Source organism: Novipirellula rosea, assembly GCF_039541335.1.
GTDB lineage: Bacteria > Planctomycetota > Planctomycetia > Pirellulales > Pirellulaceae > Novipirellula > Novipirellula rosea.
The window spans coordinates 856,817-879,349 of sequence record NZ_BAABGA010000120.1; the positions used below are offsets into that span (position 1 = coordinate 856,817).

At 54.4% G+C, this 22,533-nt stretch carries 17 protein-coding genes; 3 read left to right on the plus strand and 14 right to left on the minus strand.

The window, feature by feature from the left end; genetic code table 11:
- Window positions 1–88: 88 nt before the first annotated feature.
- The 8 genes from ABD971_RS35285 to ABD971_RS35320 all read right to left on the minus strand — a co-directional run bounded on the left by ABD971_RS35285 (window position 89) and on the right by ABD971_RS35320 (window position 12,648).
- Window positions 89–1,225 (minus strand): ATP-binding protein, encoded by a 1,137-nt coding sequence (locus ABD971_RS35285; protein ID WP_345328436.1) that lies wholly within the window; start codon window positions 1,223–1,225, stop codon window positions 89–91.
- A gap of 2 nt (window positions 1,226–1,227) precedes the next feature.
- Window positions 1,228–4,377: a WGR and DUF4132 domain-containing protein gene (locus tag ABD971_RS35290; RefSeq protein WP_345328437.1), complete on the minus strand. Its 3,150-nt coding sequence runs from the start codon at window positions 4,375–4,377 to the stop codon at window positions 1,228–1,230.
- 116 nt (window positions 4,378–4,493) lie between these two features.
- Window positions 4,494–6,290, minus strand: a complete 1,797-nt coding sequence (gene lepA / locus ABD971_RS35295) for a translation elongation factor 4 (protein ID WP_339941767.1) — start codon at window positions 6,288–6,290, stop codon at window positions 4,494–4,496.
- Window positions 6,291–6,428: 138 nt separating this feature from the next.
- Window positions 6,429–6,812: a hypothetical protein gene (locus ABD971_RS35300; protein ID WP_339941769.1), complete on the minus strand. Its 384-nt coding sequence runs from the start codon at window positions 6,810–6,812 to the stop codon at window positions 6,429–6,431.
- Window positions 6,813–7,027: 215 nt separating this feature from the next.
- Window positions 7,028–7,417: a hypothetical protein gene (locus ABD971_RS35305; protein WP_339941771.1), complete on the minus strand. Its 390-nt coding sequence runs from the start codon at window positions 7,415–7,417 to the stop codon at window positions 7,028–7,030.
- A 393-nt stretch (window positions 7,418–7,810) separates the two neighbouring features.
- Complete coding sequence (locus tag ABD971_RS35310; protein WP_345328438.1) at window positions 7,811–9,838, minus strand: methyl-accepting chemotaxis protein; 2,028 nt, start codon at window positions 9,836–9,838, stop codon at window positions 7,811–7,813.
- Window positions 9,838–11,646: an ABC transporter substrate-binding protein gene (locus ABD971_RS35315; RefSeq protein ID WP_345328439.1), complete on the minus strand. Its 1,809-nt coding sequence runs from the start codon at window positions 11,644–11,646 to the stop codon at window positions 9,838–9,840. Before ABD971_RS35315 ends, ABD971_RS35310 begins: the two co-directional genes overlap by 1 nt.
- Before the next feature lie 48 nt (window positions 11,647–11,694).
- Complete coding sequence (locus tag ABD971_RS35320; RefSeq protein WP_345328440.1) at window positions 11,695–12,648, minus strand: isoprenylcysteine carboxylmethyltransferase family protein; 954 nt, start codon at window positions 12,646–12,648, stop codon at window positions 11,695–11,697.
- Between the two features lie 53 nt (window positions 12,649–12,701).
- On the opposite strand from ABD971_RS35320, the gene ABD971_RS35325 reads away from it, so the two are divergent.
- Window positions 12,702–13,646: a nucleotidyltransferase domain-containing protein gene (locus ABD971_RS35325; RefSeq protein WP_345328441.1), complete on the plus strand. Its 945-nt coding sequence runs from the start codon at window positions 12,702–12,704 to the stop codon at window positions 13,644–13,646.
- Window positions 13,647–13,772: 126 nt separating this feature from the next.
- The gene (locus tag ABD971_RS35330) at window positions 13,773–14,558 is read left to right on the plus strand and encodes a nucleotidyltransferase domain-containing protein (RefSeq protein WP_425571422.1); all 786 of its coding nucleotides are present in this window, start codon (window positions 13,773–13,775) and stop codon (window positions 14,556–14,558) included.
- Window positions 14,559–14,799: 241 nt separating this feature from the next.
- On the opposite strand, the gene mscL is transcribed toward ABD971_RS35330, so the two are convergent.
- Window positions 14,800–15,333: a large conductance mechanosensitive channel protein MscL gene (gene mscL / locus ABD971_RS35335; RefSeq protein WP_339941782.1), complete on the minus strand. Its 534-nt coding sequence runs from the start codon at window positions 15,331–15,333 to the stop codon at window positions 14,800–14,802.
- Between the two features lie 670 nt (window positions 15,334–16,003).
- Between mscL and ABD971_RS35340 the strand changes: the two genes are divergently transcribed.
- Window positions 16,004–16,378, plus strand: coding sequence for a hypothetical protein (locus ABD971_RS35340; protein WP_339941783.1), 375 nt, complete (start codon window positions 16,004–16,006; stop codon window positions 16,376–16,378).
- 42 nt (window positions 16,379–16,420) lie between these two features.
- On the opposite strand, the gene ABD971_RS35345 is transcribed toward ABD971_RS35340, so the two are convergent.
- From ABD971_RS35345 to ABD971_RS35365, 5 genes are all read right to left on the minus strand, one after another.
- Window positions 16,421–18,052 carry a hypothetical protein gene (locus ABD971_RS35345; RefSeq protein WP_345328444.1) on the minus strand — a complete coding sequence of 544 codons (1,632 nt, stop codon included), beginning with the start codon at window positions 18,050–18,052 and terminating at the stop codon, window positions 16,421–16,423.
- A gap of 269 nt (window positions 18,053–18,321) precedes the next feature.
- Window positions 18,322–18,831: a hypothetical protein gene (locus tag ABD971_RS35350; protein ID WP_345328445.1), complete on the minus strand. Its 510-nt coding sequence runs from the start codon at window positions 18,829–18,831 to the stop codon at window positions 18,322–18,324.
- A 161-nt stretch (window positions 18,832–18,992) separates the two neighbouring features.
- Window positions 18,993–20,075: a dipeptidase gene (locus ABD971_RS35355; RefSeq protein ID WP_339941786.1), complete on the minus strand. Its 1,083-nt coding sequence runs from the start codon at window positions 20,073–20,075 to the stop codon at window positions 18,993–18,995.
- A gap of 7 nt (window positions 20,076–20,082) precedes the next feature.
- Window positions 20,083–21,489 (minus strand): MFS transporter, encoded by a 1,407-nt coding sequence (locus ABD971_RS35360; protein ID WP_345328446.1) that lies wholly within the window; start codon window positions 21,487–21,489, stop codon window positions 20,083–20,085.
- 399 nt (window positions 21,490–21,888) lie between these two features.
- Window positions 21,889–22,503, minus strand: a complete 615-nt coding sequence (locus ABD971_RS35365; RefSeq protein ID WP_339941788.1) for a class I SAM-dependent methyltransferase — start codon at window positions 22,501–22,503, stop codon at window positions 21,889–21,891.
- Window positions 22,504–22,533: the final 30 nt, after the last annotated feature.

Genomic DNA, 22,533 nt, shown 5'->3' on the forward strand with positions numbered 1-22,533 from the left:
AGTCGTCAAGACTTTCGTGAATCCTCAAACCGGTCGAAACTCACGCACGAGTTCCGCTACGTCAGTAAGTGTTCCAAAGGTCCTAAACTCAAGTCAGTTCATCACGAGCATCATAGAACTCTTTCCAGCGACCTTGTTTCCGTTTTTTGATCACGTGGTCAAAATAGTGCCGGACTTTTTTGAGGTCGTCGGGATTGTCCTTCAGTACGCTGCCCACCAAATGGCGAACTAAATGAGTCGGTTCGATTTGGCCGTCGGCGTAATAGTACGCATGCACGCCCGCAGCATAGGCGGTGCCAACCGCTTCGGCAGTACTGAGCACGGTGGTCGGCGGATCGATGCCTTGACCGTCGATCGTTTTGCCTTGGCGAAGTTCGCGAAACGTCGTGACCAACAACTCGGTTAAGTCTTGATCGATCGTGACCGGAACTTGTGATCGGTCGAGGTTGCGGTTGGTTTCTCGCTGGACCAATTGCATTTCTTCGGCAATGTCCACAATCGGATGCACCGTTTCAAAATTGAATCGCCGCTTCAACGCCGCACTCATCTCGTTGACCCCGCGGTCACGCGTGTTTGCGGTTGCAATCACATTGAAACCGGCCTGAGCATAGAGACTGCGGTTTTGTTCGGGCAATTCGGGAATTGCCATCACGCGATCGCTGAGCACCGACAGCAGGACGTCTTGAATTTCCAATGCACAACGCGTGATCTCTTCAAAACGAACCAATTTGCCGTGAGTCATCCCTAGGTACAGCGGTGCGGGAACAAGCGAGTTCTCACACGGCCCTTCGGCGATCAGCAACGCGTAATTCCACGAATAGCGAATATTGTCTTCGGTGGTGCCGGCACTGCCTTGGATCGTCAGCGTCGAATCGCCGCTGATCGCGGCCGTCAACAATTCGCTCAAGTAGCTTTTCGCGGTGCCAGGTTCCCCAATCAACATCAGACCGCGGTTGGTGGCCAACGATACGATGCATCGTTCCAGGAACGCTCGCCGGCCGACAAATTTGGGCGGCTTGCCTTGTTGTGCGTCGCCCAAGACAAACGACAACACCGCCCGCGGCGACATTCGCCAACCCGGTGGTTTCGGATCGTCAGCGGTGGCGTTCGCCAACTCTGCGAGTTCGTCGGCAAACAGCACCTCCGCCGGAGGACGCTGCCGCGACTGCGACGCATTGTTCGATTCGCTTGACGCCTTTCGTGAGACCGTTTTTTTCTTAGCCATCGCTATTTTGCTTTCGATTTCAGCAGGTGAAGATCCGCCATGACTTCGCTGAGCACAATCGGTGAAACCTCGCTTAGCTTCATCGGTTTTTCGCTGCCCCAGCCGTATCCCGACGGAGCACGCATGCCCTTGCAGAAGTGAATCGACTCGGTTTTTAGCATCTCATCGGGATCAATGTACCCCATTCCCACGACGCCATCGTAATGGACGACCGCGGTGACATCCGCCGAGGGGAACTGTTTAGAATGCTCGTCAAAACATCCCCCATCCATTGCCTCGCCTCGGATGTAGCCGAGTTTCTCCAGCGTGAACACCATCGTCGGGGCGGCCAAAGAGAGTCCCGCGAACCGATCCAATTGTTTCGTTTTTTCTTCGCCTTTTTCCAGACTATAAACCTCGCGTCCGAGCTGCGGAAAGGGAGTGATGATTTCGTAATCGCTCAGCACCTCGCCCCACGTGCTGCGTTCCGATTCGGACAGATCCAATGGATGCATCAGACCAATCTGAGCTGCTTTGTCGAGCGAGACCGCAGCGTCCTTGGCATCGGCATAGTCACGCTCTTCGGTGACGCGGAACAGTCCCGTGCGTTTTCCCTTGGCGTCAAACGAGCCCCAAATCAATTTTTGCACCAAGTGCGTCATCAAAGGATGTTTGACCAACAACGACTCGAAATCGTCGACCGACCAACGACGACCGGTGACCATCGCTTGTTCGAGTCGCCCAGCCTGTAGCGTCGCCACCTCTTTGATTTGCTTTTTGATTAGCTTCCATTCACTCAGCGATTCGTTGGCAACTTTCTCATCGTCCTTCGCCCCCGGCTTGGGCATGTTGGGGCGTAGTTTGCCCGCCTCGTCGCGAACCATCGGCTTCAAATCACCACCCAACGCGAATGAAAACGACCGAGGACCGAATGAAAACTCGCGTCGCCCCATTTCGTCCAGTCCGCAATCCGGGATCACGCGGTCTTCGAGTTCGGCGCGAGTCATTCCCTTCTCTTTCGCGATGTCCTCGACAAACGCGGCCGCTTTTGTTTTCAATCCTTTGAACTTCAATTTCTGAGCAACGCCGGACAACTGCATCAGCGCCGTGTTGGTGCCGACGCCCCGTAAACACTCCAGCCCGAATACGGCTCGGGCGTGCTGACTTTCGCCAGGCCAGACGCGGATCATCGGCGTTAACTTCAGCACGCAACCGTCGTCGCCGATGTGACCGATGGCTCCCATCGCCCATTTGTTTTTTGAAACTGAACCATCTTCTTGCCAAAGTTCAAACAATCGCCATGCAAAGGTATCGCGAACGCTCTTGTCCACGTTCTGTTTGATCGCGGTTAACAACGGATGTCGTTCGGTGACCGGCGTGACCGCAAGCGTGTGCAGGACGGTGAGCAGTTGCACGTCACTGAGCCGTTGATCGCCCATGGTCAGCGGCGGTAGGTGGGCGGCGTTGGCCCACGGTGGCAATTTTGGGGGGCGAGCGATTTCGACCGTCGCCAAAGCATCGCTCAGCCATTTGGGTGTCGATTTTTCATCGAGTGGTGCAAACGTTTTCTCTTCAAAATCCAGCACGTCGCGTTGGACACGGGCCGCCCCGTCGGATTTTTTGCCAGCCTTTTTCACGGCATCCGCAATCACGTTTTGCAACCCGCTGCGTTTGACCGATCGCAAATACTCGATCGCGGCGTCAGCAAGTTTGCCTTTGGATGCCGCTGTATCGATCAGCCCGGACACCGCATTGCCGACTTGCTGAGCCATCCAATCACGAGCCAAGGCAGGTGTTTTGGCGTTTAGCCGACACTGCAACATCGGTTCGGCAGCCTCGGGCGCACGGACCAGTCCGAGGACTTTTAACAATGCGGTGCAATCGTCTTTGTTCGATTGATTGCAGATCTGATCGGCGAGAACATCAAGTGCCGAAAACTCGGTACACGCCAGGAAGCCTCGTGCGATTTCCGGTGTGTTGATTCGCAGACGTAGCCGACGCCATTCGGATTCGACTAGTTCCGCACTTCCGAGCCCGAACAGCAACGCTTGAGGACGGTGGTAATGATCGGTCCACTCGTCACCCTTGCTGTAGCGGTCGTCCTCCCAGCTCGAGATGGCTTGATGAATTTCATCGTGCATCCCCAGCATCGCGGCCAGGTAATGTTCGGCGGGATAAGACGAATACGAATCCGCCGGTTCGTAGTCGGGGGCAAAACTCTTGCGTAAATTGGCTTTGAGTTTGTTGATCTCCGCTTGCTTCAAATAGGGAAGCACGTGACTGCGAAAACTGTTGCACAGCGAACGCATTAATTCCGATTTATCGTAGCTCTGTTTCTTCTTGTGTCCGTGGATAGCCTTCAACAGAATCTGTAAACAATCCTCGGCGCTGAACAAACTAAACAGTGCCTGCATGAATGGCTCGGGGATGCCTCGCTCGACTTGGCTGACCTGACTGATCGCTTCATCAACCGAGACTTTTCCGGTGAACTTGTTTGCGTTCAGGATTTTCGCGACATATTTCTCTTGGGCTGCTTTGTTTTCCAATCGACTCGGGTTGCCCGTCATCAAACACAGCCAGAAATGTGCCTCCTCGGGCGCCAGGATTGGCGGCAGATTCAGTTTTTCATACGGGATCGTCCATCCGTACTGGCTGGTTTTTAAGCTTGTAAATCGCTTGACCGCAGCATCAATGTCGGATGGCTTCGGGGTGCCACGCTCGAGTGGTTCACGATTGCGAAAACTGGCCAGAAACCAATCCGTCGGGTCGAGGTCGATCGCGTGAGTGACCTCGGTGACCACGTTGGCGGCCGCTGCAGTGGATTCCGTTTTGGTATCGGTCTTGGCTTTGGATGTCGTTTTGCCGGTTGCGGTTTTCGAGGTGGCTTTCGTCGTTTTCGTTGCCGCCGACTTGCCCGTTGATTTGTTCGCCGGTTTGTTTGCCGCCGCCGAGGATGCGGTCACATCGGAGTCCGCGTACCCCTTTTTGACTTTCTGTTGAACCAGTTTATCGAACGACTTTTTGGCCGCTGCGGCATCGTCAAATTCTTTGGTTTGAGACTGGCCACTGGTTCCGACGCGACCGAATGTCACCGTGTGTGACTGGCCCTCCAATTCGATATTCCAGAACTTATGCGACGTTCCGTCTGAAAAAATAAGCTGGCGAACGGACATTCTCTGCGACTCCCTACTAGGCATGCTGACGCTACGAACGGCTTTGGATGCCAAGTATTATGCCAGAGCCCCAGGGGCTTCGCCATCAAGAGAGTGCTTCCGATTTGCAGGTTTCGTTAATCTTTGTCGGCGCGGAGAACCGAGACGAAAGCCTTTTGAGGAATGTTGACGCTGCCGAATTGTTTCATCTTGGCTTTGCCTTTCTTCTGCTTCTCGAGCAGTTTCTTCTTTCGTGAAACGTCACCCCCGTACAGTTTTGCGGTTACGTCTTTGCGGTACGGTTGGATGGTGGCGCGCGCGATGATCGTTCCGCCGATCGCACCTTGGATCGGAATTTTGAATTGATGCCGTGGGATCGCTTCGGCTAATTGTTCGCAGTAATGCAGGGCTCGCGTTCGTGCCTTGTCGCGATGCACGAGATACGAAAGTGCATCGATCGGTTCCTTGTTGACTAAAATATCGACCTTCACCACGTCGGTGGGCCGGTATTCGATCGGTTCATAATCGAACGACCCGTACCCTCGCGTGATCATCTTTAGTTTGCCGTAGAAATCGAACAACACTTCGCCCAGCGGCATTTCGCTAACCACTTCTAAACGGCCGGCGGACAAGTAGTTCATCGTTTGACTTTCGGAACGATGTTCACGACACAGTTCCATCACGGGGCCGACGTACTCTTCGGGAATCAGGATCGAAGCCTTGATGTACGGTTCGGTCGACGATTGGATGTTGGTCGGGTCGGGCCAATAGCTCGGGTTGTCAACTTCCAACGTGCTGCCGTCATTGAGTTGCAGGCGGTATTTAACCGACGGAGCGGAAATGACAAGTCCGAGATCAAATTCACGTTGCAATCGCTCTTGGATCACATCGAGATGCAACAGTCCGAGAAATCCGCAGCGGAATCCGAACCCCAATGCGGCTGAGCTGTCTTTTTCGAACGTCAACGCAGCATCATTGATCGACAGTTTCTCCAACGCCTTGGTTAGGTCCGGATACTCGTCCGTGCTCATCGGGTAGACCGACGAGAAAACAACCTGTTTGGCGGGCTGATAACCGGGAATCGGCTCGGCCGCGGGCCGATCCAACAGCGTGATCGTGTCGCCAATTTCAATGTCTTGGACACTCTTGACGCCTGCGACGATGTAACCGACCTCGCCGGCGCTGAGTTTTTCTTTGGGGACGAGTTTGAATTGGTTGTAACCCAATTCGTCAACTTTGTAGTCGCGGCCCGCATGCATAAAGTGGATAGTATCGCGAGGTTTCAGCGTCCCTTCCATCACGCGGCACTGCAGAATCACGCCGCGGTACTTGTCAAAATGAGCGTCAAAGACCAACGCTTTCAGAGGTGCATCCGGGTCGCCCTTGGGCGGCGGCAGGTGTTCGACAATGCCCTGCAAAACATCTTCGATTCCGACACCGGTTTTTGCTGATACAGGAATCGCAGCGAATGGATCGAGCCCTAGATCGGCATCAATCTCTTCACGAACGCGTTCCACATCGGCGGCCGGCAAATCGATCTTGTTGATCACTGGCAACAGTTCAAGATCGTATTCTAAGGCCAGATACAGATTGGCGACCGTTTGAGCTTCGACGCCTTGCGACGCATCGACGACCATCAGTGCGCCCTCGCACGCCATCAACGATCGGCGAACTTCGTGCGAAAAATCGACATGCCCCGGCGTATCAATCAAATTTAATTGATAGTCGTGACCGTCCTTTGCCGTGTAGTTCAGCGTCACCGTATTGCTTTTGATCGTGATCCCACGTTCGCGTTCGATATCCATCGAGTCGAGCATTTGGTCATGGAACTCACGCTGCGTTACCCCACCACAGGCCTGGATCAATCGATCGGCGAGCGTCGATTTACCGTGGTCAATATGGGCGATAATACAAAAGTTCCGGATGCGTTTCATGCTTTGGGCTTCACTCGGGATTGTCGGTGGCGGCGTGGGGCGCAACTGATAATCGTAGTGCATCGCGTGAAAAAACGACAGGGACCAAAAGCGACTCGTGGGCGGCCGTCCGGTGAATGCAGCCTGCTTCAGCCTGTTTTATCGCTGCGATCGATATCGCGGATCCTGGATCGGATGACGAAACTCTAGCGGGGGGCGGCGAGAATACCGGCCTGGAAAATGGCTGTCGAACTTGTGCTGGGCGTTGAAATAGGGATCGTCCAACAGATCGGGAGCACGAAAACTGCCCGTTTGATAAGGATCGTAAACGTATCCGTAGCCGTAAAACGGGTAGCCATACGGATTGCTAATGTCGCCGCGATAGCGGGATGAAGATTGCCCTGCACTGATCCCCCATCTCGACGAAGTCGTCTGCGGTTGCCAGCGATGGCTGTGTGAATGACTCCGATAGTTTTGAGCCTGAACTTCGCCGGTGCTGCTGACCCATAGCGTTACCGCCAGGATAAAAATGAGTCGAAACATGTCTGATCCATCGGAAAATGAGGATTTGTAACCCTACAACCCTACACCGCATTTCCCGCACCAGCGGAACAAATTAACAAATTTGATTGTGCTTCTCCTACTTGTGCAATCACCGCAGGGATTACAGCGGCTCACTTCGCGATGGCTCAGATCATTATGCGGAATGCCTCGTATCGACCTGTTTAGGGAATAGCGGATGCAAGAAACATTGCGGTCTATCGAACGTCGTTTCGATTGCTATCACAGCAACTGAACCCACCTTGGATGCCCTGCAAATATTCGCCCTGAGGTTCGCGATGTTCCAATGTGAAACGCATGCCTCCGAGTGGCAGCAACTCCGTTTCTTCGGCCGTCAATCGCAGTCGCCAAATTCCGTCTTGCTCAAACGCGCAGCGCTGGGGATCGGTGACTTCGACCACGACGGCGTTGTCCACGACTTGGCTATAAACTCGGAAGCGAGGCTGATGTCCCGCCCAATCGACCCGTATCCCGCTGACGTTGTCGGCAATTTCAAACGCCAAGTCACAGGGTTGCCGCGACTCGATGCGAATCCACGACGAAGGATAAGGGACACGTTTTGTCAACTGTCTGGCACGAATGGTCATGACGATCGAATTTGCAAGAAGGAACGACGTTACCAACAAAACGGGGCGACCATGATGCTGTTTGGTGCAGCATCCACGGCACCCGTGTCGAGTGCGACATTCCGAAGTGCAAGGACTGTGCCGAGGATCATGGACGCGACGCGTTGACATCGGTAACAGCATTCATCCCGGCATTGTGGCAGATGCTAAGGAGAGAACCGTTGCCAGTGGTCAACAAGCCGGCCCTGTTTGACAACATTCGCTTGTGCAAGATCTGCTTCGATCGCGTGCATCACGCAGCGAATGTCGCTGCGAGGTGATGCAGCTCAAGCAAAATACAATGTCGCGGCGAGCCGGCTACGAACACAAGGGTCGAGAAAAGCGTCGTCATGCAACGTAATTTAGATAGGAAATCTATTTTGCGGTCAATTTTGCCAATTCGTGGCTGAGCGAGTTCAGATTACGCGCGGCTTGTTCAATTTGTCCGATCGTCTCGACGTTGTTTTGCGTGACACGATTGATATCGCGAATGCCTTCGTTCAATTGGCTGACGCCAGCGGCTTGCTGGTTGGCCGATGCGGAAATCCGCATCGCTGATTCTGCGGAAATCGCCAACAACGAGACGAGTTGATTGATGGTTTCGCCAGCACTCTCGACCACACGGCTGGCGGCTCGCACGGCGTTGTGCCCTTCTTCGGTTGAATGCACCGCGTCCTTCGTCGCCTCCTGGATCTCACTCAGAATCTTACGAACTTGATTGGTGGCTTGTTTTGACTGCAATGCTAATGACTTCACCTCCGATGCAACGACGGCGAACCCGCGACCATGTTCGCCGGCGCGGGATGCTTCGACCGCAGCATTAAGCGCTAGAACATTGGTTTGCTCGGCGATGTCCTTGACGGTTGCCGTGATTTCGCCGATCGCTTGGGCGCGTTCGGCCAACAACAAAATTCTCTCCGCAAGCGACTCCACTCGGCTTTGCACCTGCAACATTGCAGTGATCGATTCTTTGATTGCCGCCTGACCGGCATTGCCGACGTCATCGGCTTGGCGAGCCGATTCGGCTACCTCATGAGATCGCTCGGCCGCTTGTTGTGCGGTTTGTGCGATTTCGTTGACCGTGGACACCGTTTCCGAAACACTCGCCGCCTGCTCCTGAGTCCCCGAGGCCTGTTTTGATGTGGTGGCCAGAATCTGTTCGCTAGCGACCGCCAACCGCTGGACCGCATCGCGAATCGCGTGAAACAGTTCTTGCCGCTCCGCCTCGATTTGTTTTCGTGCCGTGATGTCTTGCAGCGTCGCAATAAACAGTTTTTGATCCATGTAATTCATCTCACGCACCCGCAGCGCGATTGGGTATTCGCGTCCTTTGCACGTGTGTGCTACGACCTCGTGTTCCTGGTTGCTCGCCAACGGGGCGTCGTCACCGGAATGCCAGTCGCCGCTATGAATTTGGGCGAGGGCGGGAACCATCGATGCAATATTGGTTCCGATCGTTTCGTCACTGCGGCACTCGAGCAATCGTTCTGCCGCGGCATTCATCGACCGTAGCGTGCCATCAGAGTCGATCGTCAGGATCCCATCCGCGGTTGAATTCAAAACCGCCATGGTTCGGCGTTCTTCGTACGACAATCGGCCTAACGTCGATTGCATGTTCTCGACCATCTGGTTAAACGCGGTGGCCAGGGCGCCGAGTTCATCATGGGATTTGATCTCAATTCGCTCGTTCAGCCCGTCGATGGACGCGGCCGAAGCTACTGCCGCAATCCGCGAAGCCACATTACGCATCGTTTCAAGCGGACCGATAATGCTCGTCGCGGTGTAGTAGCCCAGCGCGGCAACAAGCAGCGTCAACGCAGTGATGACGACGATGTAAGTTTGGCGAGCCCCATTGTAGCCGGATTGAGTGGCTTCAAATACGCTGTCGGCGTTGTCTTCGATCGCTTGCATCCACAAATCTAAATCCTGTTTGACTTCGGCAAACTGCTGCTGTTCGGCTTGAATCGCATTGATGAATGCTTCTTCGCGATAGTCGTCGAGCACCTTGTTGGCCGTCACATCTTTGAGGCGTTTGTACCGACCCCATGTGTCTCGCAAGTCCCGAAAGGCTAAGATTTCCGCGGGATCGCTCGATGACGTATTCCAGTTTTCAAAGGCAAGGTCAATTTGTTTTGTTTTAGACTGTTGTTGCTGATTCAGTGACTGTTGTAATTCGTTGTCCGGCGCCATCACCAGGGTCAGTGACAATTGCCGAAGTTCATTTAGTGGTTCGGCAATCTCGACCGCCCCCCGGCGTAACTTCAACGCCGTGTCACGAACTTCGTTGACCGAGTGAAAGGTGGTTCGTGCCGTCAGGATTCCGTAGACCCCCATCACACAGAAAGCGATCACCGAGATCGTCACTAGTAGAAGCAATTTGATCCAGACGCCGCGATTTCGCATTACTTGGACTCCTGGTCATTTGCCATGCGTGTGATTCGCACCGGGCTTTTGGACGTGTCGGGGTAGGGGCCGCGGCGGACGGACCAATGTTGATCCGTGACTTGAATTTTCCACAGCGGAGCGCAAGCCATTTTGTACGGACGAAACACGACTTCCTTGTTAATCGCCATCACTCGGTTCGGGGTCGGCACGAACAACATGTACGCCTCGTCATAGGCCCGCTGAACGATCTTGGCTGTGATCTCGCTAAATCTTGGATCGCTCACACTGACGCGGAACATGTCATCGATGTAATCGTTCATGATCGGATCGGGATACACCGTGCTCCAAACATTGGAAGTGCGGTAGACAAGAAATGCGGTATAAGGATGGTTGAAAAACCAATCGTCGTTTCCCCAGACCAAGAGATCCCAATCGACTTCGTTCTTGCCGGCGTTGGTCGTTAGCAAAGGTCCAAAAATCTCAGCTTCGCTCGACGTCGTCGTGATCTCCAGCGTCACGCCCACTCTCTTTAACTGGGATTCGATCCCACGCCACAAGGGAAGAAAGCGATTTTGCGTCAGCACTTTCAATTGCAGCCCGTTAAGCACCGATTTCAATCGTGCTTGATGGGCCGGTGCATAAGGATCCCTCACTTCGGAAAACGGTTTTAATTTTTTGACAACTTCACGTACCCCCGGGAAATAGGGTGACGCCATGGTTGGCGAAAGCACGCCTTCGTTGTCAAAGACAAAGTACAGCAGGTTCCGCTGGTTCAATGCTTCGTTCAGTGCACGGCGAACCGACGTGTCGCGAAGTTTTGGATTGCCGTTAATCATATTGATATGAATGGCGATGTTGTTGTTCGAGGGAGACGTAATGACTTTGGCAAAGGGCGACAGAATCGTCTCGACCTTGTATTCTGGCGGAATGTCCGTGATGTCGACTTCGCCCTCTCGGTGCAGCGTTTTGTTCTTTGCATCCAACGCGCCGAGTTGGGTGAACACCGTGATCGTTTCGACTTTCGGATATTCGGAATTCCAGTAGTAAGGATTCGCGGTCAAAACCGCCTTTTCGGTCTGCCGATCGCCTTCGAGATAGCCCTCACTTAGGATGTACGGGCCCAAACCGTAGGGGCCGGGCCGCGATAGATTGGGACAGCTTGCTTTGCCGTTCCAGCCACCACAAACGCGAAGATACTCGGCGGTGTAAAACTGCATCCAAACCAGATCGTTCATGAAACAGCCGTACTCTTCCGTCAAATGGAACCGTACGGTGTGATCGTCGATCTTTTCGACGTAGTCAAACACTTGGTCAATCTTGCTGTAGGTCGTGGGTTGCTGCTTAAACGCATTCATGTTTTCGACGACCGCGTCCGCGTTAAAGGGGCTGCCGTCTTGAAATCGGACTCCTTTGCGAAGCTGAAATTCATAGGTCGTTTCGTCGATTTGGCGATGGGAAACGGCCATGTCGTATTCCCACCCTTGAGCATTGTCAGACGGTTTGATCATGGCCCCGTTGATCGCGTGCGAAGTGTACAGATAAGGCAGACTGGGAAGAAAAACTTTGACGTGCGACCCTGGGACCGCTTTGGGAATCGCACGTTTTGGGGCGTCGTCGGCTCGCAGCTGCATCGGTTCGATTCGTGACGTCGATTCCTGTGCCCCCAACTCTGTCACAGTCATGCCGATGGGAATGCCAACGATGGCAAGGGTGACCAGAACGAGAGTGAAGTTGCGTTTCAGAACCATGGACGCGATCTCGGGACGAAGGTCGTCAGAGGAGCCGTAATCGTTGCCGAACGCTCCTCGATAATGGGGCGGTCGCATTTCGTAGTTTAGCTGGAACCTGGCTGAACACCTAAGTTAATCGAAAACTTATCGATTACCGAATCGCGAGGCTTCGATCCGCGGCCGAATTAACGCGGTATCCACAGCATGACGTGGCGTTTGTATTGCGAGTAGCTTTCGCCGAACCGTTGGTTCAAATCGGCTTCTTCGACCGGACGAACGCAGCCGTGCCAAACGAAGCCGCCTGCGATCGCATAGGCAACCACGACAACGCTTCCCCAGTACCATCCAACCGCGATTCCTTTGCACAATTCCCGCTACCGCCATCGGATTACGAACAAAGCGGTACGGTCCTGAAACCACCAATTTCGCCGCCGTTGCCGTGGGCAGCGGTGTGCCATCGCCGTGCGTCGCCATCGCCCATCCGCTCCACATTCCCAACATCGAAGCGGCAGCGAACAACGCAACAGCGCCGGCGGTCTGGCCAGCGTGTTCAAACCGGTGTGCGAGAAAGGGCCAACCGGTTCGCGTTTGGAATTCGATAATTCCCATCGGCAGAATCCACAGAAAGATACCCCAGAAGATCGCGGTTTGAGTGAACGTCCATGCGATCGCCGATGTCCTCGTCATCGGTGTCGCTCGAATCGTGGCGGGCAATTGGTTGGGGGTGCCATGAATGGTGGCCATCGCCAGCGTCAGGCCAGCGATCGAGACCATCAGCGACGCGGCGATCCAGGCTTCGTCCGTGATGATGCTGACCCCGATGCAGTAGAATGTCGGGTACCAGACGGCCGCGGCGAGTGACCAGATCGCGATCGACGCCCACGTTTTTCTGGTCGCGATGGCAATCGCGGTCACGATCGATCCGGCGACCAGCAACAAAGAATCGGCGAGCCAAAACCCCAGCAGCGATTGTCGCGGCCACGATTCGGGTTGAAACCAACCCACGCTGCTGGGCACAAACCACAACAACCCCCACCAAGCCGCCGTAACGACCGCTTGGGTAATCAAATAGCTCGTGACAATTTGTTTGGCATTCATCGCAACGAGCTTAACCGAATTTTCTTAGACAAAATCACCGAAGATCTTTTCAAGTGAACCATAAACCAACTGGTACGTTAATCTATTCCGCTGGCACTCAGGTCGTCGCTCAAAAGGACGTGATGACCACAAACGACCGAGTGGCGCACCCGGCCGGTGCGGTCGGCGTGATCGTTCGCTGTCCCGTCGACCGCACCCATGCGTACCGAGTGAAATTTGCGGACGGTTTCGAGGCTCCGATTCATCACGACCAAATGATCCGATTGTCGGAGTACAAGAGTCAGTCGATTCGCAGTGACACCTCGCCGCTGATGAGTGCAGGATTGTACGACCGAGTGATCTATCGCTGCGTGATTGGTTCGCGGGCTTACGGTTTAGACGATCACGCCTCGGATACCGATCGCCGTGGTGTCTATCTGCCTCCAGCAGAATTGCAGTGGTCACTCTATGGCGTGCCCGAGCAGTTAGAAAATGACGAGACGCAAGAGGTTTATTGGGAACTGCAGAAATTTATCATCCTGGCGCTCAAAGCGAACCCCAACGTGTTGGAGTGTCTCTATTCGCCCATCGTTGAATCGGTGTCACCGCTGGGACGCGAATTGTTGCAAATCCGCGATGCGTTTTTGTCCAAACTAGTCTTCCAAACCTATTCAGGTTACGTCGCGTCGCAGTTCAAAAAGATGCAAACCGATATCCGAAACCAAGGTCGCGTGAAATGGAAGCATGTCATGCATTTGGTGCGATTGCTGATGTCGGGAACCTACGTGCTTCGCGAAGGAGTCGTGCGGGTCGAGGTGGGCGAGCATCGCGAGTCACTTTTGAGGATCAAACGAGGGGAGATGTCATTTGCGGATGCGGATCGATGGCGTCAGGAATTGCAAACGGAATTTGAAAAGGCGTTTAAGTCGACGAAGCTTCCTGATCGCCCGGATTACGAACGCGCCAACGCGTTTCTTGTCGATGCACGTCGACGGGCATTGCAGGTCGAGTTGCCGTGATCGAGAGGTGGCAGAAAAACTGTGAAAGGGAAGACAGCGTAAATCGAAGACCGTTACCGGAGGATTGAGATGACAGATGAGCGGGAAAACAGGATTAAGGAAAAGAGCACCGGGGAAGCAATGCCGATGACAGGCAGGATGCCTATCCCACAGGATCAGATGATGAAGCATGTGCGGATGCATCCGTTTCCGCTGGTGTTTGCCACGATCAGTGGAGCGCATCTGTATGGGTTTCCGTCTCCCGATTCCGACTTCGATCTTCGTGGCGTGCACTTGCTGCCGCTGTCGACCGTGCTCGGTTTAGACGGGGGAAGAGAGACAGTCGAGAAGGAAGGCATTTACGACGAACTGGAGATTGACTTGGTGACGCATGATGCCGCCAAGTTTTTCAAACTGATGCTGCGACGCAATGGCTATGTGCTTGAACAAATCTTTTCACCGCTGGTGGTGTCGACGACGCCCGAGCACGATGAGTTGAAAACGATTGCAGCCGATTGCATCACACGCCATCATGCGCATCATTATCTCGGTTTCGCGGCAACGCAGTGGCGATTGTTTCACAAGGAATCTCCGCCGCGGGTCAAGCCGCTGCTGTATGTTTTTCGAGTGCTGTTGACCGGCATCCACTTGATGCGAACCGGTGTAGTCGAAGCCAATTTGGGAACGTTGAACGAGGATGCGAGGCTTTCGTACCTTGACGACTTGATGCGTCAAAAGTTGGAAGGTCCCGAAAAGGCGACACTCGCATCAGCCGATTTGGCGTTCTATGAATCCGAATATCAAAGGCTGATCGCAGCGCTGGAAGCCGAGTATGATCGCTCGCAGCTTCCCGAGTTGCCATCGGCTCGTGATGCCCTAAACGACTTGTTGGTGCGATTGCGAATGAAGTCGCACGAGGTTGCGTCCGAGTAATCCAATTGCATTTTGCTTGCTTGATCGTGCAATGACTTGCTTCACCCTCCCAACAACGTTGGGAGGGGCGGAAGTCGAGCCTTCAGCGAGTTTTTCGGAGAGGGCCTGGTGACGTGGAACTTGCACGTTGTCATCTCTAACACGCCGATGGCACACTGATGAACTTGCTCCGCTCGTTCTGACCTCTCCAAAACAAATTCACACCGGGAGAAGCACTCCAAACGTTGGCGCACAGAACCTGTTACGTGGCCGGTCGCTCGGCGGGTTTACCGGAATCGCTGACGGTTGGGACGGTTAACTCCGAGGTGCATTGAGGACATCGGATCGCGCGAAACGGAATCGTCGAACGACAGAAATCACACTTTTTGTCGGACGGTTCTTCGGATGGCTTCGGTTCACCAAAACGCTCATCAAGTTCTTCGTCCACACGATTGACAGCGCGGATGATCAGGAACATTGCAAACGCGACAATCACGAGCGAGAAGCAAGTGTTGAAAAACATGCCGTAGTTGATGGTGACGACGCCAGCATCTTGAGCTGCCTGCAATGTCTGAAAGCCTTTCTCGGGCACCGTCACTTTTTCGGGAACATGCAGTACCCAAAACAAGTCGGAAAAATCGGCGTTCCCCGTAATCCATCCAATGGGCGGCATGATGATGTCGTTGACCAACGATTTGACCACGGTGGTAAAGGCGGCACCGACGGTGAAGCCGATCGCCAGATCAATCATGTTGCCACGTAATGCGAACTTTTTGAAATCAGCCAAGATGCTCATGTGATTAGGTCATCGCAATCAAAAGGAGTGTGATAGAAAAGCAAGTACGACGTGGATGCACCAGCATATCACGTTCCGAATGTGGGATAGGCTTCCAGCCTGTCGTCGTGTGCAAGGCGTGCCTGACAAAACACCTCGTAGCGAAACTCGCCCAGAGTTTCGGGCTGCATTGTGACTCAATCCAGATCCCCACTATCACCGCTCCTTCATCGCGTACGCTGATCTGACTTGTGGCGGCGATTTGCCCCTCGCTATCAAACCGTTGCTGCGTCCGCATCCCTCTATCCTCCCCTGCCAATTTCTCGGCCCTTCAACCGGCGCTGGCGAGTGCCCGTCTTTTGAGCAGCTCGTTTGCTTTCCTGACAAATGCCACGTTTTCATTCGTTTTGCGTTAATTAGTTGGCACTGTGACTGGTCGCGGACTTCGCCGATTGCCAATTTTCACAGCAGTGCAAAGAGCGATTTGAAGCAGCATTACGCTTCCCAGAAATGAATGTTGTCGATGATTACCGCTTGCCGACGATAAGGGGTCACTCAGCTCCTTCGAGAAGGAGTGGCACGGCATGTGCGTACTCCCCCAAAACTATCGAAGGACTTCGCGCCTTGTGTTAGGTGTGACGAGTCCAATGCCTCACCACGTTTTCACTTCAACTAAATGGAGAGAGACATGATGTCGAACGTCTTACCTTCTTTTGAATATGTCGGACTTTCTAAAGGGTGGCCCACGCTGCCTGCATGGTTTCGTTCCATGTATTTCACAGTTTGCTGCACTGTGATTGGACTGATTTCATGCTACGACATGTTGCTCGTGTTTGTGCACTCGGAAACGATCTTCGAAATGGAGAAGAATCCGGTTTGCCTCGCCTTGCTGAAAATGGAACCGACGTTTTTCAGTTACTTTGTGATCGGGAAATCATTGGGAACGCTGACGGTGCTCGGCGTATTGGTGCAACTCTTTCGCACCCGGTTTCATAGTTGGCACTGCGTCACATCCGGAATCACCTTGTTTCAACTTGGACTGCTCGCCTATTTGACGTATGCCTAACCAAGATTAACCGTATCGTGCGAACGATCATCTAAGGCGATGTCACGGGGATGCGTCAGAGCCTCGTTGGCGGAGCTGTTCATCGATGCGGCTTTGAAAGTCAGCTGACCTTCCTGTGAGTTCAGGGTGTTGGTTTGCGAGGTACTGCAAGTGTTGTTTCAAGCGTTCCGCCGCCGCTGCGAGCTGGTCGTCATCGCAGCTTCGGTAATCGCGGAACCGTTCATTCAGAATCGGGATCTCGCCCTCGGCTGTCTGCAGCGAGTCCATTTCCGAAATGATTTCCGATAGCAAAAAAGCCATTTTCAGTTGTCCGTGAGGATCACCGGGGATCGGCTGCTCCGTTACGTTTCCGGACCATACTGATTCGAATTCGTCCAGTTCGTCGTTGTTGTCTTCGACGTGTCCCGTTGTTTCACGCTCAAATTCTTTGTCGAATTCTGCGTAACTACGTTGTTCCTCTTCCCACTCTTCGCGTGTTTCCAACATCGAAAAGGCGAATTCGTTGTCGGTTTCGAGGTGGTGTCCATCAAGACCGACAACGCCGATGCCGAAGACTCCATCGGCCATCATGCTGCAAATCGGGCAATCGCAATCGGCCACGTGGGAATCCTTCTCTTCCTGTCGTGTCATGCCTGCAATCGGAACTCCGACACCGCGAGGCACTCGGCGTCGGCTGCACTCGATAATAAAGCTTGGTGGCGAGCCGCCTTCAAACGGAGCGTCAAGCCATTGCTGTTTCACTTCACGCAGCCACTGAACCAATAGCAAATGGCATTCGGGATCGTGTTGGATGGCGTAGATCCCTCGTTCACTTGTGCACCAATCCCACGCGGCGTCGACGAGTTCGCGGCAAATGTCGAAATAAACGACCATTTCTTCGTCCCCCATCGGTGCGTTTTCATAGCCGAATACATGGTCTGGCGCAGCCACGATCGGACCACGTTCATGCAGTCGGAGCTGTTGTGCCCAAACCAGAAGACCGATCCAGCTGTGAGCTCCGTGCAGTAATTGGCGGGGCATCCGGCCGCCGAGATCCTCACGGGGTGTCATTAACCAATCACGATGGACCGCGATCGTAAACGGATAGCGGCTTCGAGGGTTATGGACCGCATTGCTGGTCAACCACGCTTCGCTGCGAACGGTGTCCAGTGCCCGCGAAGCAATGTCCTCGAGCAGCGGATCGCCATACAGCACGTCGCGGTCGACATGGGGTTTATGGATCGGAGTTTCGCGAATGGCGTCAATTACCGCCGCGTCGACCTGTTCGTGCAGTTCCCACCACGGCGGCAAATGAATACTGAGCGGGAAGGATTGGTCATCGTCATTGTCGTCATCGACCATCGAAAACGCTTCGTCGCGACCCGTCTTGGAAACGCCGGGGCCGGTGATCAACCGCTTTTGAATCAGATCCAGAACCATCCATGCGTCGGTTTGCCGAATCGTTTGCATCATCGAGGCTTGATCGACCTTTTCGACGGGCAAACCACTCAGGAATTCGCAAACGACCGGTGTCCGGTACCGGGGCCAGTAGTCGACCATCTCGTCCCAGCTGTGCGGATCCTCCGACGCGACCGCGAACAACGTCAACGCCGTGTCAGGGTCGACAGAGCGGATGAAATGGCAGCCGTCCGCATCAAGCACGGCGACCGCAGCAGGTTGGTTTTCTTCACTCATTGCCGTTTCTCTCACACTGCGATGGTTGGTGTCCCGGTCATTTGTCAAATTGCGTTCGTGCTTCGGCAACGCTTGAAATTAGGGTTGGGTGTAGCGGATGTCGTCAAGATGTTTGTTGAATCCCTGGACAGGACAAGTACTCTCGCGTGAGTTCCGCTACCCTGAAATCAAGCTGCATCGCAGCACCCGCTGCGGATATGTCTCAATAAAATCGACGGGCCCCGCGGCTAGCGTCAAATACCATCTGCTTTGGCACTAACCGAGTGTTTTTAACGTTGCTTCTCGCGTTCCGCTTTTCTGGCTGGGAAATCGACCACGACCAATTTCTGATTCTTCTGATCCCACGCGTATTCTTGGTAATACGGCAGCATCGGCAAGCGGATGCCATCGGGTTGATCCTTCTTGATGATCTCGGCCATGAACACGTCGTGCGTTAATGGCTTGGGATCTTGGATGCTTTGCGCGTTGCGAAGTTGAATCGCGTGTTCAACCCCCATGCCCCCAATTTTCCCGACCGATGTTCGATAGGCATCGGCGTTGATCATCAATGGGTTTTTGGATTCGATCTTTGTGCTTGCTAGCTCGGCACCGTCGCGGAACGCTTGTTCCAGATCTAATACGTTTTGAGTCGTCTTGCCGACCGTTTCACGTGGAGTCGCCTCTTCGGCCGTGACGCCTGGTGTCGACGAACCCGCCGAGTCGGACGTCGAAGTCGATGGGAGACAACCCAGCGATGCAGCCAAAGCAAACAAGAAGCCAGCGTGAATGACGTTTCGCATAATGGAATTCCAGGTAGAGATAAGGCTGCATCGGGTACGAGGACAAAAGTTTGATTGTCAATCCTCTTGGACCTACCTGTTAAGATACAGCGGAACGAGAGACGCAGCAACGAACGCAGAGGACGCCGTTTTGCAACCATTTGCGTCATAATGCCCCTGGTTCAGGCAAAAGCACGTCTGAGTACCCGCAGGAAATTGCCGTGAAAGATGGCGGACACATCGTCGTCGCTGTAGCCACGGTCGCTGAGAATTGAGTCGAGCGATTGCAGATCCGCAATCGTATCAAGATCGCTGGGGGATTGCTCGCGGCCAAAGGCGCCGTCCAAATCGCTGCCGATTCCGCAATGCTTTGTATTTCCCGCCAACTGGCAAATGTGATCGATGTGGTCGGCGATGTGTTGCATCGTGACTCCGATGGATTCGGGTGTTGATTGCCCTCGAACAAATCCCGGCACGACCATCCAAACGTCAAAGGCGGCCCCGAGCACTCCATCGCGATCAATGATCGCTTTGATTTGTTTGTCGCTGAATTGCCGTACATCGTCCACGATCGCGCGGCAATTTTGATGGCTTGCCCACACTGGGCCTTCATAGATCTCGATCGCTTGCCAAAAACAGGGCTCGTTTAAGTGGGTCACGTCTAGAATCATGCCAAGCTGGTCCATCGCACGTATCAATTCAATTCCGCTGGCTGGGAATTCTCCCTGCACGTCATGTCCCATCGCATAGCGTCCGATGCCATAGTGTGCGGGACCGAGTGCACGCAGTCCGTAATGCCATGCACGTTGCAGATGATCAAGCGTTACGATCGAATCGGATCCTTCGAGACTCAAGACATAGCCAATCGGTTCGTTTCGCTCCGCTGCGGCAACGGGATCCGCCCAGCGTAGCAAATGAGTTTCGAGTCCATCGCGATCAGTGATTTGTACCATTTCACCGAGTCGTTCCATCTCGCGGTACCAGGCCAATTGTCCCTGCGTCATCGCCCATGCTTGCGATGGCGATTCCCAATTGGCGACATACGACCGAGGCTTCATACAGCCTCCGATCTGAGTCGCCACACACAACCCGATGCCTCCGCGACGCATCTCGGGTAACGAAACGGTGCCGGCGGCTTGGCCATTTAAACGTGGCGGTAGCGGTCGCTCGGTTTCGCGAATTTTTGCCACCGGTTGCCGCAGATCGCGGTTCCATTCCAGTGCGTTCAGGCTGAGGTCGAGATGCGCATCGAAGATCATTTTCATGCTGAGTTTATTCCAGAGTTGTAGTAGGCGGTGGCGTCGAGGGATCGGGCGTCGGGGGCTGGGGCGTCGAGGGTTGGCGAATCAGTCGGGTTGCGTCGGTTCCAAGAATGGCGAGTCCCGCCATCATGTACATGCCCGCGCAAGTGAGAAAGACAAGCGATTGCCCGTCGCTTGACACTCCGTCGATCGATCGGCCCATGGTCATCAAGCGTGGCACCGCGATCGCGCTGGCGGCGGCACCAAAGTTGCCCCACATGTTTCCCCAGCCAAAGACGGCGGCCGTGTTGCGTCCGCCGACGTCCTGCATGAATGCCCACACCGTGGGGTTTCCAATGTCGGTCATCAGCGAAACCATCGCACAGCAGGCGACGATCATCCAAACCGAATCAAAACTCGAGCATCCGACGTAAGCAAGTGCTGCTAAGAAACAGGTCGCACTTAGCGGGGCGATGCGTCCCCAGCGATGCCCGAGCGAGCGGACTGCCCGATTGCCGAGCCAGCCTCCGATCAATTGCCCTGGGATCGCGATCGCAAGCACCCCGGTCACCATCAATGACCCCAAGAACGATTCGACTCCCTTTTCTTCTTTTAGATAGGTGGGCAGCCAAGTGATCAAAAATGCCCAGCCAAATACAAGACAAAATTGAGCAAGCGAATTGAGCCACAGTGAACGGCTTTGGATAATCGCCCCTAGCATGGGCAAGATGTCGCGTGCATCGGTTTTAGCTTCGTCAGCGTCGAGCTTTCCGATCAATTCGATTTCGTTTGCATTGACGTTCGGGTGATCCTCGGGACGGTTGCGAACGATGATCCAATAGGCCGCTGCGGCAACGATCCCAACGATGCTGTACAGATACAGCACGTAGCGCCAACTACTGAGCTGCAGAATCAACAGCGTGGTCAGGAACGGGGCAAGCGTTCCGCCCAGACGGCCGCCAATCGACACAAACGAGCTGGCCATCGCTCGATTGCGAAAATGGAACCAGCGGCGGATCACTCCACTGCTGGTCGGATACGCGCCGGCTTGGACTACGCCAAAGGCGAGTCGGGCCATCAACAGTCCGCCGAGCGTGCCAGCCATTCCCGACAATCCGGTGAGCAGCGACCAAGCAAGTATATAGAATGTCAGCATCACTCGGCCGCCAAACCGATCGCTGGCCCACCCCGAAGGGACTTGGAAGAGGGCGTAAGCGAAAAAGAATGCGCCGAGCACCTCGCCAATCTCTTCTTTACTGGCGTCAGGGAAATCGCCAAGGAAGGAGTCGCTTTTGACGATCTCGCCCAAGCAGACGCGGTCCAGATACAGCATAAACGCCATCAGCACGCTGACCGCGACAACTCGCATGCGAACGGTGCTGGCGGCGTGCGGCGATTCGGGATCGCCATGACGCAGCGCATCTTGTGGAACAGTCATAGGCGGGGTTCTCAACGTCGTTTGTTAGCGGAGCAAACGCTAACAAGGTCGATTCAGTGGCGGGGCGTTTGGGGCGGGAGTGTCCCCAGCATAACGGATCTCGAGCCGCGGTGGGGACGCCGGATCGGCACGTTGTCAAATCCAACACGGAGCGGCTCGGTTCCGCTGCGGCCTTTTTGAGGAGGCGTTTTGGTTGAACAACGGAACGGTGGCTAGCGCCAAAGCCGCGAACAATCACGTTAGCCGGTTGGGCCAAACGTTGTGACGGATTTCGTAGCGGAACTCGTCAAGAGTTTCGGGGGGCATACGCGATCGAACGAAAGTCACGCACGACTTCCGCTACGCTAAACTGGCACTAATACAGCAGTCTCTAGCGTCCGAGGAGGGCTACAACCACCATTACGGCTTACGAAACAACTTCATGCCTGCGAGTTCGCTGTAGGTCAATAACAATGCGCCGGGGGCGGCACAGGTGTCGACTAGCGTTTCATAGAATTCGTGTTCGCCTGGCCATGGAAAGGCAAAGAATAGATCGAACTCGTTAAACGCGATCCCGGTAGCGTCGTAGACATCATCGCCGCCGGTTGCAATATGATCGACCTCGTGTGACGACGCCAATGATCCCGCCATCGGACTTGGCACGAAGGTACCGCAGTAAAACCGAGCGGCAATCCCGAGGTCCTTCGCCAGTCGATTGGACTGGTCCACCAACGCCGATTCGATTTCGATTCCGACGGAGGTCTTCCCTCGCAGAGCGGCTAACATCGCGGCAACGCCGAATCCGCTGCCGAGTTCGCAAAACCGCGTCCCCGCTGCCAAGCGTTGCTGGTCAATCCACTCGAAACACTGAGCCAGCCACTGGAAATCGCAAGGCACAAAGGTTTCGATCACTGCGGAATCGCCCAACATGAACGCTTCGATGCGGTCGTTGGTTTGATCGATTAAATCAATCTCGCGTGGCGTTAGCGGATTTGCTTTGATCGATTTTGGGATAGCGATAAGTTCGAGCGTCACAGGAGCGTTGTCAGGTTGGGGGGGCTGCGG